This is a genomic window from Campylobacter sp. BCW_6871 (assembly GCF_001762325.1).
In the GTDB taxonomy this organism is placed as follows: Bacteria; Campylobacterota; Campylobacteria; order Campylobacterales; family Campylobacteraceae; genus Campylobacter_D; species Campylobacter_D jejuni.
In genome coordinates this window covers 1-13,320 of sequence record NZ_MJWQ01000069.1, presented here as the reverse complement: position 1 = coordinate 13,320, position 13,320 = coordinate 1, and the positions used below count along the sequence as shown (strand labels likewise).

The following is a 13,320-nucleotide window of genomic DNA, read 5'->3' as shown; positions in this document are numbered from 1 at the left end:
GAAAATTTATGAATAAAGGAAAATTAGAACAAGAGTTTTGGGATTTTGTAGCCATGATAACGCTATTTTTTGTTTGCACAGTTATTTTTGCATTCGCTAAATTAGCAATATTGGCAGCTGCTTGTTGGATAATGTTTTTATTTTTCGCAAGCGTTTATCCTGTTAAATGGATAATTCAATTTATTTTATTTTTATTAAAAAGAAAAAAAAGGAAATAAAATGGGTACAAGATCTTGGATTGCAATGGAAACAGATAGCGGTTATTATGTAGATCATATCTATTGTCATTATGATGGATATGTAGAAGGTGTAGGATATACTCTTTTACAATATTACAATGATCCTGAGTCTGTTAAAAAATTAATGAAGCATGGTGATATTAGTTCTTTAAAAAAAGAACTAAATCAGTGTGAAAAATTAGAAGTTGATCAAAGCGATAAAATGCTTTTAACGGAATTTTTAGATTTTACCGAAGGCAACGAGTTATGTGATATAGAGTATTTTTATCTCTATTCAAAAAATCGTTGGCATTATTGCAAAGCTTCTGAAGGATGTATCTTAACGCAAGAGCTTTGTTTTAATTACAATAAAGAAAAGTTATTAGAAGAAGCAAAAGAATATGCGTTAAAACAATTTGAAAACAATAAAGAACTTTGTTTGGATACAAATTTGGCTAAGTTTTTAAATTATGATTGGGAATTAGCTTATATTAATCAAGACAAAGCTTATGAATTGTTTGAAAAGGAAATAGTTGATTTAAAGTTAAGTTACAAAGAAATAAAAGACAATCTTGAATTGCTAGATGTTGAATTTGAAGAGAAATTGAGTGATGAATATTTATCAAAAATAATTGCTCAAAAAATTTTCGAACTCTATTTAGAAGAAGAAAGAAGTGTCAATCTAGTAGGAATTTTCGATGAAAAAATCGATAATCTTATTCGTAAATATTTCTTTAGTTACACTGAAAATCTTAGCTTTGGCGAAGAAACTACTTTAGATAAATTCGTTAAAGAAAAACAAATTGATTTATTAAAAGCTTATTTTGGAGAATAAAATGGAAAAAATTATCATAATTGCAAAAGAATCGGATATTAGGGTTTATAAGAATCCTAATATTGCAAAAAAATATTTGAAAAAATATTTTGATGAGTTTGCAGATAAGGCATATACAGATCATGATTACGCTTCAATAGATAGTTTTGTTGATAAACTTGATACAACTGAGAATACTATTGAATTCTTGGTTGAAGATAATTATGATTTATCTCCTGTAGTATTCACAGGTAAAACATACTTACTTTGATTTTTTAAACAGCCCTTAGTTGGGATAGAAACCTATCCCACTAGGGATACTTCTATCCTTTTTTTAATTTAAAAAATATAGAAAAGGAAAATATTATGGGATACAGATGTCATATAGCAACTCATTATGAAGTTAAATATACAGGTGGTTATTTTAACAACAGTGAAAATGAATTATTGGAATTGTTAGAAAAAGTTGAACTACTTGATGATACTTGGATGAATGAAGGGCATGAAGAAATTGAAGTTTCTACTGAAGCTGTTCTTTATCTTAATTTAGAAGATTATGATTTAAATGAGGATGAAAAAGACTTCTTAAAAGATTTAATTAAAGTTGCAAAAACAGCGCCTTATGCTAAAAATAGTGGCTATATTAGATTATCATGGTTTTAGGAGCTTAATATGAATTTTAAATGTTGCATAGTTGAGAAATATGAAATAGTTTATGGTAAAGGGTATTTTCAAAATGAAACGCAAAAGCTTGAGGATTTATTTGAAAAATTACAAATTGATTATTCTGAGCCAAGTGATTTTATTATAGAAATCCCTACAGAACAGTTGTTTAGCTTGAAATTATCTGATTATCAATTGGATAGCGATGAGCTAATCTTTATGGAAAATCTTATAAAAACAGCTAAAACAGCTAAATATTGTAAAGATTTTGGTTTTATTAGAATAGATTGGAGAGAATAATGAGTGGTTTTAAAATTATACCAAGCAAACATTTTGCGGAAAGATTACAACAAAGAAAAGTTGATCTTAGCCTTGTAGCTTTGATTTATCAAGAAATTGCAAAAAATCCATTTCAAAAAAGCTACAAGCTTATAAACAATAACTCTGCTATTGTTTTTGCTGTAGATAGAGATAATGGAGTTATTACAATTATCACAGGTTATCCTGTTAAATAAGGAGTTTGCATGCTTAAAATGATTTTAGGCACTATGAAAGCAGGTAAATCTGCCAAACTTATAGATGAAGCTTCTAATATATTGTTTCAAGATGAAGTTATCATTATTCGCCCAAGTTGTGATACAAGGGAATTCTTCACAAGAAAATACAAGAATGATGATCTTAAGCGCTTTAATTTTGGAAATGAAAATACAAGCTTAAGTTCGTACAGATTTATCTTTGTAGATGAAATACAATTTTTTAAGAAAGATTTTTTAGAACAAATTATCAATCTTTCAAGAAAAAAAGAAATAACTATAACAGTAGCAGGTTTGCTTAATGATGTAAAAGGAAATGCTTGGGATAATGTGGAAACACTAAAATCTTATGCAGATGAAATTTTACATTTAAAAGCGGACTGCGATCGTTGTGGCAAAAAAGAAAGTGCAATTTTTCATATAGGCGATGGTGGTATTAATAATAACTACTTTGTCTTTTGTGAAGAATGCTATAAAATGTAGCTTATTTTACTTAAAACTCGCCTTTAGGGGATGCTTTTATTCCCTAAAGGGGTTATTAGTATCTCTTATTGGCTAATCAATTAGGAGATACAAAAATGTTAACTTATACAAACGAGCTTGTTGTAGCTAAGCTTGCAAGAGCTTTAGCCTATAAAGAAGCTAAAAAAGACAAAAACAAAGTTGATTTTTTAATAAATCTTTTTAAAAAACAAATCCAAAACTGCATTAAAGCAACAGAACATTTTACAGATCGTGTATCACAAAGATTTGAAGAAGTCGAAAATGATACATTATCAGTTGCTATTTCAAGAGCTATTAGAAACACCTCACCTTTACAGCGTGGTGCTGATTATCATATCGCAACAACTCAAAAATATTTTGATGAAGATAGCAATATTGTTGTCGTTCTTGAAAGACAAGGCGAATTTGGGGCGGTTTTAGTTACCACATATAAAAGGGGACAAGAAAATTTGCTTTCTGATGAAGAATTGGCTGATCTTAAAAAAAGAGGAGTTTTGTAATGGGCATAATATGTATGTTTGGGATATTTAGTTTGGCTTATGTTTTAATTTGCCTTTTTTGCATGTTAATTATGATGTGTTTTGGCAAGTTAAAGCCTATGAGCTTATTAAGATTTTTAATGTTTTTCTTAACAGTACCTTTGGTTTGTTTAGAACTAATTTTTGAAGGAAAAAAGAAATGAACATATTACTAAGAAATGATATTGATGACTTAAATTTAAAAGAATTTAAAAAGTTTCGTGAATGTGAAGAAGCATTTCGTCTTAGAGGAATGAAGAATAAAAATCAAGAAATCTTTGTCAAAAGAATGGCAAAAGGTGAAAAGATTATAGCAAGAATTTCCTGCGTTATAGATGTGAAAGAAAAGATTAAAATTGAAATTCTTAAAATCTCTCGCAAAGAAAAAGAGATTAAAGAAGAAATTTTATTCGAAGAAAGTTTTTTTACAAATTATCATGAAACACAATTCCATGATTTTCATGGTTTTAGAATTTACAGAATCATCAAATTATTCTTAAGAGATTATTTAAAATTATAAAAAAGGAGACATAGAATGGAAAAAAATTACGAAGATTTTAAAGAAGCGCTTTTAAAAGGCAATCTTGCACTTGTTTTAACAAGTGTTTCAAAAAGCGGAATGACACGCACTTTTAAAGTGTTTTATAAAAATAAAAAAGAACAATATTTGCCTATTCCTGATGAAATTGCCAAGGCGGTTTCAGATAGAAAAGTAGATGAAAAAGGCATTACCATTAGAGGTTGCGGAATGGATATGAGTTTTGCTTTATGGCTTAATATTGCAAGCCATTTAAAGTGTTATGATGAAGCTTATCGCAATTATTTTTCTTATAAGCCTAATAGAGGTAACTTTAATCCATTTTATCCTAATATGGAAACTTTTATTAATGAAATAACAAAGAATCAGTCTATAGATTGATAATCAGCCCCTAGTTGGGATAGTTTTATCCCAACTAGGGATACTTCTATCCTTTTTTAGTTTTAAAAATATAAAAAAGGAAAAATTATGAAAAATGATGAATTAATCCATTATATTAATCAGAATTTTCAAAAAGACTGGTTAAAAATTGAAAATGAAAAACTTGTATTAATTTATACAGGTGAATTAAAAAAATTTTTAGACAATAAAAATATTCAAAGCGAATTGGATTTACATTCAAATCGCAATGAGAAATCTTTTCAGAGATTTATAAAATCAAGAATAACTTATGTATCTAATAATGAAAAGTTGTATCCAAACAGTTTTGGATTAACAAATGCACCTTTATTTATTTTCAATAAAATAAATAACAAAAACAAACAAATTGCTGTATTTGCCTATATGGATTATGCTGTATTTGATTGGGTTGATTACTTAAAAAGATATAATGAAGTTAAATTTTCTGGTTTTTTGAATTTGCTGGAGAGTGTATAATTTTTTAAAATTAAACAGCCCTAAGTTGGGATAGAAACTATCCCACTAGGGATACTTCTATCCTTTTTTAGTTTTAAAAATATAAAAAAGGAAAAATTATGGGAACAAGGTCTTTTATAGCAAAAGAAAGATATGATGGATCGGTAGTTGCAAAATATTGCCATTGTGATGGATGTTTATCTTGGAATGGTGTTATTTTAAACAAATTCTATAACAATAAGGAAAAGGTAGATGAGTTGTTTAAAAATAGCAGTTCATTAATTTCATTGAAAACTACAGTCAATGAAAGTGAATTTCATGAAAACAGTCAACACATAAATATATTTAAAAACAGTGAAGAATATTTTAAAAATAATCCGTTAGAAAATTTATTAAAATTTTCTAATATAGAATATTTTTATCTATTCAGGAATGGCAATTGGTATGTAAAAAACTATAAAGAAACTAATGATGAAGTTAAATTGCTAGATGAGATTTTGCAAGAAACACACTTTAGAAAAGCTTTTTCTATGCTAAGAAATAAGAAAGCTTACTCTTTAATAGGAAAAGAATTAAAAAGTGGCAAAATCAAAGCTTTAAAATGTCAATTTGCGACACATAACGATGAATTTGATGATGATTCAAGATTGATTTTTAACTTTAAATACAATAATCAAATCAACAAACTATTAAAACTAAGGCATATAACTTCTTTAGAAAAAGATATAAAAAACATAACAGTTTTTGATGATGAGGCTAAAAATATTTACTTTAAGAATGAAAAAGATTTTGTAAATTCCAATGATGAATATATTTATAAGTATCTTTTTACATTAAGAGGTTCTGTTCAAGTTATTTTTAATGATAAATACGCCTCATTTATGAAAAACAATGAAATATAAGTTGATTAAGAAATTTTAATCTTGATGTCTATTTTTACAAGGATTATTTAGAACTTCAATCCATTCGTAATAAAGACATGATTTTGTTTGTTTCTAAGAATGAAAATTTTAGTAGAAATAACAAATTACCTACAGAAAGTATTCAAAAGCTAAAAAAAGAATTATTAGAATATATTAAAGCTAATAATTTGACTATTAAATAATCAAGCCCTTAGTTGGGATAGAAACCTATCCCACTAGGGATACTTCTATCCTTTTTTAATTTAAAAAATATAGAAAAGGAAAAATTATGAAAATAAATGTTTTAGAAAATATGTTTGAAAAATTAATGCACAAAGGTAACAGTGTTTTTACTTTGGATGGTAAAAAAATAGAAATCGAACGAGATGAATTTTATAATCCATTTGATGATTGTGGAAATCCTTCTTTTTTCAACCTTTTAAAAGAATATAATATTGGTGAAAAAGAGATAGATGGATTAAATTGCACAGATTTTGAAAACATTCAAGAAATAGAAAACTATTTGAATAGCAAAGGTTATATTTGGATTAGAGTAGGAGCTTATATTCATAGTGGTATAGCTTTGTATTCTGAAGGAAATAAACCTAGAAAATATTCTTATGGTTGGGATTATGGATGTGCAGGATACGCTTATTATAAAAAAGAACAAGTGAGAAAAATTTTTGGTGTAAAAAGAATCAGTGCAAAGCTTAAAGACAAGCTTTGCAAAAATATTGAGTTTTTCATCAAAGAACTTGAAGCTTATTTGGAAGGAAATATTTATACGCTTTATGTAGATGATATTCCTGAAGAGACATTTATCGGTTACGATGAAGAACAAATGCTTCAAACACTTGAGCGTTTTACTGCCTAATTAAATACAAATACTACATTTTAAACAATACAAAGGAAAGTATATGAAAAAATTCACAGAAATGTCTAAGGATTTAATCAAACACTATGGCTTAGAAAATGTAGCAAATGAAACTGAGATTAATGCTTTAACTTATGCCTTACAAGATTGTTGCGCAATGTACAATCAAGAAAATGTCAGCTTAACAAAAGAACAAGTTGATGATTTCAAACGCTTAATTGTTGACAATTATGTCAAAGGCGATAATGAACCTAACAATGAACAAAGCGTAGAGGATATAGTTTATAGCCTTCATTATTCAATGCTGTTAAACTCAGTTCCTGAAGAGATTGTTGACAATATAGGTAGAGATCTGTTCATTGATAAAGTCGAAATGGGAATTGATGGCAGATATCAAGTTTCTTTTCTTTGCGATGATGCAGAATCTTTTTTAAAAAGAATAAAAGAATATGTCATGTTTGACAATGAGCTTAACGAATATACAAAATTTTGTTTTAAAAATACAGAAAGGAATTAAAATGAATACAATGAATGAAATAAACGCAATAATTAAAACCGTAACAGGGCTTGGTTATAAAATAGACTCAATAAAGGCTTATGACTATCAATTAGAAAGTGAAGAGCTATTTAAAATATATAGAAAATGCTCTCAAGAGCTTATCAAACTTGCTCCTATAGCATCAAAAAAATTTGATAAAGGGGCAAGCATTGCTTTGTTAGATCATCACATTCTTAATATTGCTAGAGAAGGTTTTGACAATGCGTTTAAAATATACGAAAATAGAAAAAGCATTAAAAATGTGAACACAGAACTTCCTGTTTTTATTAATATTGATGCTTTGAATAGGCTAAATGAAGGTAAAAATGAATGCGATGATAGGTTTATAGGCTTCTTTAAAAAACACAACTATACACCTTATACTTTTTCTTATAAAGATTCAACTTATTATGTTTTAAAAGATGATGAATTGGATATTTTTGAAAAAAACTTCGCAACAACAGGTATTTCAAGAAACGCTTTTGAAAAGAGCTTGAGTGATCTTTATAAAAAGACTTTACAGTCTTTAATAGATGATTGTCTGTGTTTTGATCATTCTTGCTTGATTATTGATAAAAATACTGAAAAAATCACAACACCTACTAATCTATTGGATATAAGAATTGTGGAAATTCTTAACTATATGGATTTTGAGGTTAGAGAAGGAAAAGACCCTTTAGGATATACAGTTTTTTTTCTATGGGACATTCAAAAGCAAAAATATTATTTACAAAATATAGAAGATTTGGAAAAAGTAAAAATGGAGTTGGAAGAAAACAATATTGATTGTGAAGTGCATGATAATTATTGCTTAGTTGATGATTTAAAAGTCATTAATTGCTATTGTGGTAGCAATGTCCAATCATTATTGGAGTTAATTCCTGATGATTATTTCAAAGACTATAAGATTGATCAAGAAAACATGCTTACTTTAGAAAAATCTTTTTTACCTGAAGATAAAAAGACTAAAAAAGTCTATGCAATTCTTAAGCAACCATTAATCGATCAATGCCAATTTGATACTGAGGATGCCGTAATGCTTTATGATGATTACAATGAAGCTTTAAAAGTTTTCATAGACAATGTTCAGCTTGACTTAAAACAGTATGGCATATATAGGGTTCTTGAAACAGAAGATGATGCAAATGATGCTTGGGAAGAATTGATATATAAGTTTGAAGGTGATTTAGAATATTACGAAGTACTTAAAGCTTTGAAAATAAACTAATTAAACACATCTTAAAAATTTTTAATTTTGTGCCAAACTTTTAAGTTTGGCGCTAAACTAAGAAAGGAAAAATATGAAATACGACATAGAAAGACTCAATAATATTCCTATTATGGATGTGTTGGAGTCTTTAGGTGCAATTAGCGACAAAAATAAAAGGATTATACACTGCTTTAATATAACCGCGCATAAAAACAACGATCATAATGCTTCTTTAGGCATTTATGAAAACACTAATACTTGTCATTGTTTTGCATGCGGAATAGGTGGAAATCCTGTCAATGTTGTAAAAACCATCTTTAATGGTAATTTTAAAGAAGCTTGTGAATATTTGCATTCACAATTTAATATTCCATTCTTAAATGGAATACAAGCAACCTATAAAAAGGTGTTTGAAAAACCAAAACCTAAAGCAAAGGATTATGTGTTTTTTGAACCTAACAAAAAATATGTAGAAGTTGAAAAATTAGCCCCTTTTGTGAAAAATTATTCAACATTAACAAAAGCACAAAAATTAAAGTTAGTTTACACAACTATCTATCGCTTTTCTTTATCAACTGAGCAAAAAGCAAAAAACCTTTATTACCTAAAAAGGGGTATTAAAGATTTGAGCTTAGTTGAAAAAATTGGTTTTTTAAATTTTAACAACATAAAAGAACTTGAAAATCTTTTAAAAGAATATTTTCCTATAGAAGATTTAATTGAGTTTAAAATTTTCAGTAAAGAGAAACAAGCTTGGAAATATGCTTTTAATGTAGCTCTTGTTCCAAATTTTGATCTTTACTCAAATATGGTTGTGGGTTTTTCTCTTCGCGTTATTGATAGTACCTATAATGGAGCTAAAGAAGTAAATATTTCCTGCGGTAATATTGTTTTTGCAACGCCTTTTGGTTTAGAAAATAAATTATTAAAGGAATGTGAAAAAATAGTAATCACCGAAGGACACATTGATTGCTTATCAGCAAGAAACTACTACAAACAAGATTCAAAAACCTTGTTTATTAGCTTTGCAGGAACTTTCAGTTTTAGAGAAGAAATACTCACTGTGTTTAAAGATAAAAGAATTATGCTTTGTTTTGATAAAGATGAAGCAGGGGTAAATGGAGAAAAAAGTTTAAGCGAGAAATTAAACCTTTTGAATATTAAAAACTATAGCCTTACTTGGGATATAGCGGATGGAAAAGATTTAAATGACTTGCTTTTAGCAAATAAAATGAATAGCATTAAATTAAAAGCTTAGAGGAGTACAAAATGGCATTAAGCTACGAATTATGTTGTAAATTATTTGATAAAAATTTTGAAAATCTTAACTACACAAAAGAAGAACTTTTCTTTATTAGGGAATGCTATTCTGAATGTAGCAAGGTTATGAATATGTTAGATGAAGATCTAGCTATTAAGCTTTATCGAGATTACAATGACTTCATATGCAATAATTGTTCAAGTGATATTAGTGATTTTTTTACAAATGAATTATTAGTAGCTATTAGAACAATTGTTGCAGAATGTATTTTTCAAGCTGCTTATACAATTATCACAAAAAAGAATTAAAAATGACAACAAAGAAAGGTATGAAAATCAATGAAATTATTAGTATGTGGAGGAAGGGATTACAAAGATGTAGAACATTTCAATAAAGAAATGAGTAATATATTTTCTTTGTATCAAAATCAAATAGATACTATTGTTGAAGGTGGGGCTAGTGGTGCTGACAATATGGCTAAAAATTATGCTTTAAAAAATAAGATTAAACTTATTGAGGTGAAGGCAGATTGGCAACATTTTGGAAAAGCTGCAGGTCCTATTAGAAATCAAAGAATGTTATCTATGTTAGATAGCAACGATTGTGTTTTGGCTTTTTGGAATGGAGTTTCAAAAGGAACAAGGAATATGATCGAGATAGCTAGAAATAAAAACATAAAAGTAATAATCATCAACATAAAATAGAATAAAAAAAGGAGAAACAATGAAAAATAATGAAATTTTTACCAAAGCTTTTAGATTTACTGATGAAGGTGATTTAGTTATCACTTTAACACCTGATTTTGAATGCTTTTTAGCCGAAAATCAAATCAAAAATAGTCAAGATTTTGCAGATAAATTTAGTGATACTCTTGATGAAAATAGATATTTTGATATTCCAAGAATTCTTTGTTACAAAGAAGACTTAAAAAGCACACCTTTTGAAGATTTTGATAATGAATATTTTGTGTTCGTTCCAAATGATACAAATATTGACTTAGATAGCTTAAGTTATGCTGTTAGTGCTTTAAATCCTTCAATTCAGAAAGATTTTTTAATTGAAGCCATGAAGACAAAAATTAAAGAAGGTGAAATCAACAAAGAGAATCTAAAAGAAAATTTAGAGAATGAAATCAAATACATTAGTGAACAAATTCCTATTGTTTTTGAAGGGAAAGTAGGTGAAGATACAATAGAAAAACTTTTGAAAGAGAAAGAAACTATCGTGCTTCCAAATGTAACAAAATATGCAAAAAATAGCATTAATGAGTATTTTGAAAATGAAAAAGATGAAATGCTTGAAGAATTAAATGCTATATGTAAAAAAAATATGATATAATCAAGGAGAAATACAATGCAAGGCAATATAGTGAGAAATTATTATATTTCAGAAGGTGTAAAAGCTTTATTTTCTGTCTATTTTAAAGATCAAACTGAAGAAAATTTTATTAAAGCTCTTAATGAATTCAACAAAGAAAATCAAATAAATTCTCAAGAGATAAAAGATGAAGCTCTTAGAGAAATTAAAGAAGAGCTTTCAAAATTAGCAACTACAGATCTTTTGAATGCCAAAATCGATAAGGTTGAAGCCAAAATCGATAAGGTTGATACTAGAATCGATAAGGTTGAAAACAAGCTAGATAATTTTAAAACAGAAGTTAAAACATATGTAATTATTCTTGCTACTTTAATGTTTATTTTGCAGCCTACAATTTTTGATTTAATTAAATCTATTTTTAAATAATTTTTTAGAGAAGTAAGGCTTTTGTCCTTACTTGCTCAACCTTTTTTCTTTTAAAGTTCTTTGCGAAGAATTTCAAAAGAAAAAATTTGGTTTTTGAAATCAAAAGTATTTTTTGCTAGAATTTAAAAAAATAAAAAAGGCAAAAAATATGAAAGATGATAAAATCTTATTGCCCCAAAAAAGTCAATTTGGTAATAAATTCTGGCTAATACGAGATAATTTAGCAGTTTGTGAAAATGGCAGAATTTTTAATTATGATGAGTTAGGAAAATTGATAGAAACTCAATACGAGTGCATTTTGGATAATGTTTCTAAAGCAAGTTCTAAAAAAATTTTAGCAAATATAATAGATTTAAAAAATATCATCATCGATAATTATTTTATAAACTTGATAGAACATACAATAGATGGTAATAAATTTGAATTTAGCCATGATATGAATTTAATCAAATATAAAGGCTATGTAGCAAATTTAAACACTTTAGAGATTGCAGGACTACCGCAAGAGATGGAAAAGGTAGGAGATGAACTGATTTTGTCTGATTTTCCAAAAAGGCTAGATGAAAATCTTATAAGAGAGTTTCAAGCCCTGATAAAGTTAGTCTTTAGAAAGGATTGTAATAAAATTAAATTGTAGAAAACGCACTTTTTAACGAATAAACGCTCAGGTGAAGTGCTAAACCTTTATTTTAGCCTATTATTAATTGTTTTATGAAATTGTAATATTCTTTTACTTAAAAAAATATTATATTTTTAAATAATACTTTATTAAATATTTGCATAAAAAAATAAATATAAAATATTATGCAATATGTTTGAAGTTTTAGCCTATTATTAATTGTTTATATGATAAAATGGCATTTTTTTGAGTAAAATCAAGCAAAATGTTTTAGCCTATTATTAATTGTTTATATGATAAAATAAACTCATAATCTTATCATTATTAGCTATTTTTTAGCCTATTATTAATTGTTTATATAGTAAAATTGGTAAAATTCAGATAATTTAGAACATACAGTTTTAGCCTATTATTAATTGTTTATATGATAAAATTAGTATTCTTTGCGCGGTCGACCTTTTGTGTTTTAGCCTATTATTAATTGTTTACATGGTAAAATAAAAGGAGTTTTTTATGTTCAAAGAAGTTGTTTTAGCCTATTATTAATTGTTTACATGGTAAAATAGACTTATCTCAAAAGCCTATTTTATCAATGTTTTTTCTTATTTTTTGAGCAAAAACCTACGCATACCCTTTTTTCATTTTTTGTTTCTTTAACTTCTCAAAAAAAATTTGTGCCTCATTAAAACTTGGAAATACATTATTTTTTCTTCCTGTGCAACTTTTAAAACGCACATTTCCGTAAACTCTCTCAACCATATATTCCTCAAATAGAGTGGCAATAATTTCTATGCTATAATAGCGAATGTTTCCTTTCTCAGTTATTCTGTGCAACAAAACATTATTCATAAAAAAACCTAATTAAAAATTATTTATTTTATTCAAAAAATCATTTTTAAACATTTTTTCTATAGCAAGCTTAATCATTTGATTAATTTTCTCATTTTCTTTATTTGCATTAGAAATTTCATCTTTGTAAGTAGGAATCATCATTTCTATCATTTTTAATGTTTTTTCATCAAATAATACTCTTTTTGGAATTAATATTTCATTTTTTTGAATATTTTCATTATTTATTGTATTTTTTTCCATTTTTATCCTTTATTTGTTAAAATATATAAATTATACCATAATATTAATAAAAAATTGTATAAATAGACAAATAATGCAAAAATATAAATATTTTTATGGTATAATTTAAAATATATAACATAATCTTATTTCAAAATAAGCCTATTAAAATATATATTTTGGTATTAACACAAGCAAATAAATATAACATAATATATTATTATGTTATAAAAAAAGGATATAAATAAAATGAAACTTAAAAATACTACAATAAGCGAAGATTTAGAGCGTTGGATAGAAGCTTATTTGAAACATATTCAAGCATTATCCTATTCAAATAATACTTTTTTACTTTATAGGCGTATTTTACTAGAATTTGTAGAATATTCTTTAGATTATCAAGATGAAATGCAAATAAACGATATAAAAACGACTTTTTTAGTCAATTTTCTTAATTAT

The 13,320-nt window shown here is 26.6% G+C and carries 24 protein-coding genes; 22 read left to right on the top strand and 2 right to left on the bottom strand.

All coding sequences use genetic code 11. The features are described 5' to 3' along the window. Positions 1-8 precede the first annotated feature (8 nt). From AJ930_RS10435 to AJ930_RS08495, 21 genes are all read left to right on the top strand, one after another. The gene (locus AJ930_RS10435; RefSeq protein WP_070283432.1) at positions 9-218 is read left to right on the top strand and encodes a hypothetical protein; all 210 of its coding nucleotides are present in this window, start codon (positions 9-11) and stop codon (positions 216-218) included. Position 219: 1 nt separating this feature from the next. Beyond that, positions 220-1,053 carry a hypothetical protein gene (locus AJ930_RS10075; RefSeq protein WP_083263168.1) on the top strand — a complete coding sequence of 278 codons (834 nt, stop codon included), beginning with the start codon at positions 220-222 and terminating at the stop codon, positions 1,051-1,053. A 1-nt stretch (position 1,054) separates the two neighbouring features. Next, positions 1,055-1,303, top strand: coding sequence for a hypothetical protein (locus AJ930_RS08590; RefSeq protein WP_002897762.1), 249 nt, complete (start codon positions 1,055-1,057; stop codon positions 1,301-1,303). 95 nt (positions 1,304-1,398) lie between these two features. Further along, the gene (locus AJ930_RS08585) at positions 1,399-1,695 is read left to right on the top strand and encodes a hypothetical protein (protein ID WP_070275185.1); all 297 of its coding nucleotides are present in this window, start codon (positions 1,399-1,401) and stop codon (positions 1,693-1,695) included. A 9-nt stretch (positions 1,696-1,704) separates the two neighbouring features. Next, on the top strand, positions 1,705-1,995 hold the full coding sequence (locus tag AJ930_RS08580; protein WP_052804578.1) for a hypothetical protein: 291 nt from the start codon (positions 1,705-1,707) through the stop codon (positions 1,993-1,995). Further along, the gene (locus AJ930_RS08575) at positions 1,995-2,210 is read left to right on the top strand and encodes a hypothetical protein (RefSeq protein ID WP_052804577.1); all 216 of its coding nucleotides are present in this window, start codon (positions 1,995-1,997) and stop codon (positions 2,208-2,210) included. The genes AJ930_RS08580 and AJ930_RS08575 overlap by 1 nt, the downstream gene beginning before the upstream one ends. Before the next feature lie 9 nt (positions 2,211-2,219). Then, entirely contained in the window at positions 2,220-2,711 is a 492-nt protein-coding gene (locus AJ930_RS08570; RefSeq protein ID WP_052804576.1) for a thymidine kinase, read from the top strand. Between the two features lie 95 nt (positions 2,712-2,806). Continuing rightward, a complete protein-coding gene (locus AJ930_RS08565; RefSeq protein ID WP_070275184.1) occupies positions 2,807-3,232 on the top strand; it encodes a hypothetical protein in 426 nt (141 codons plus the stop codon). 178 nt (positions 3,233-3,410) lie between these two features. Next, entirely contained in the window at positions 3,411-3,770 is a 360-nt protein-coding gene (locus tag AJ930_RS08555; RefSeq protein WP_002794775.1) for a hypothetical protein, read from the top strand. Between the two features lie 15 nt (positions 3,771-3,785). Beyond that, on the top strand, positions 3,786-4,169 hold the full coding sequence (locus AJ930_RS08550) for a hypothetical protein (RefSeq protein ID WP_070275183.1): 384 nt from the start codon (positions 3,786-3,788) through the stop codon (positions 4,167-4,169). A gap of 87 nt (positions 4,170-4,256) precedes the next feature. Continuing rightward, a complete protein-coding gene (locus AJ930_RS08545) occupies positions 4,257-4,664 on the top strand; it encodes a hypothetical protein (RefSeq protein ID WP_070275182.1) in 408 nt (135 codons plus the stop codon). 98 nt (positions 4,665-4,762) lie between these two features. Next, positions 4,763-5,545, top strand: coding sequence for a hypothetical protein (locus AJ930_RS08540; RefSeq protein WP_002840595.1), 783 nt, complete (start codon positions 4,763-4,765; stop codon positions 5,543-5,545). 289 nt (positions 5,546-5,834) lie between these two features. Next, a complete protein-coding gene (locus tag AJ930_RS08535; RefSeq protein WP_070275181.1) occupies positions 5,835-6,419 on the top strand; it encodes a hypothetical protein in 585 nt (194 codons plus the stop codon). Between the two features lie 43 nt (positions 6,420-6,462). Next, positions 6,463-6,936 (top strand): hypothetical protein, encoded by a 474-nt coding sequence (locus AJ930_RS08530; protein ID WP_070275180.1) that lies wholly within the window; start codon positions 6,463-6,465, stop codon positions 6,934-6,936. A gap of 1 nt (position 6,937) precedes the next feature. Then, on the top strand, positions 6,938-8,185 hold the full coding sequence (locus AJ930_RS08525) for a hypothetical protein (protein WP_070275179.1): 1,248 nt from the start codon (positions 6,938-6,940) through the stop codon (positions 8,183-8,185). A gap of 73 nt (positions 8,186-8,258) precedes the next feature. Next, positions 8,259-9,425 (top strand): toprim domain-containing protein, encoded by a 1,167-nt coding sequence (locus AJ930_RS08520; protein WP_070275178.1) that lies wholly within the window; start codon positions 8,259-8,261, stop codon positions 9,423-9,425. A gap of 11 nt (positions 9,426-9,436) precedes the next feature. Beyond that, a complete protein-coding gene (locus AJ930_RS08515) occupies positions 9,437-9,736 on the top strand; it encodes a hypothetical protein (RefSeq protein ID WP_070275177.1) in 300 nt (99 codons plus the stop codon). 30 nt (positions 9,737-9,766) lie between these two features. Further along, positions 9,767-10,132 carry a DUF2493 domain-containing protein gene (locus AJ930_RS08510; RefSeq protein WP_070275176.1) on the top strand — a complete coding sequence of 122 codons (366 nt, stop codon included), beginning with the start codon at positions 9,767-9,769 and terminating at the stop codon, positions 10,130-10,132. A 19-nt stretch (positions 10,133-10,151) separates the two neighbouring features. Beyond that, positions 10,152-10,766, top strand: coding sequence for a hypothetical protein (locus tag AJ930_RS08505; protein WP_070275175.1), 615 nt, complete (start codon positions 10,152-10,154; stop codon positions 10,764-10,766). Between the two features lie 30 nt (positions 10,767-10,796). Continuing rightward, on the top strand, positions 10,797-11,171 hold the full coding sequence (locus AJ930_RS08500) for a hypothetical protein (protein ID WP_070275222.1): 375 nt from the start codon (positions 10,797-10,799) through the stop codon (positions 11,169-11,171). 148 nt (positions 11,172-11,319) lie between these two features. After that, a complete protein-coding gene (locus tag AJ930_RS08495) occupies positions 11,320-11,808 on the top strand; it encodes a hypothetical protein (RefSeq protein WP_070275174.1) in 489 nt (162 codons plus the stop codon). A gap of 603 nt (positions 11,809-12,411) precedes the next feature. On the opposite strand, the gene AJ930_RS08490 is transcribed toward AJ930_RS08495, so the two are convergent. After that, on the bottom strand, positions 12,412-12,639 hold the full coding sequence (locus AJ930_RS08490) for a WGR domain-containing protein (RefSeq protein ID WP_044260235.1): 228 nt from the start codon (positions 12,637-12,639) through the stop codon (positions 12,412-12,414). Between the two features lie 12 nt (positions 12,640-12,651). After that, the gene (locus tag AJ930_RS08485; RefSeq protein ID WP_044779695.1) at positions 12,652-12,882 is read right to left on the bottom strand and encodes a hypothetical protein; all 231 of its coding nucleotides are present in this window, start codon (positions 12,880-12,882) and stop codon (positions 12,652-12,654) included. Positions 12,883-13,110: 228 nt separating this feature from the next. Between AJ930_RS08485 and AJ930_RS08480 the strand changes: the two genes are divergently transcribed. After that, positions 13,111-13,320 (top strand): hypothetical protein (locus AJ930_RS08480; RefSeq protein WP_070274974.1); only part of this gene is annotated, 210 nt, incomplete at its 3' end.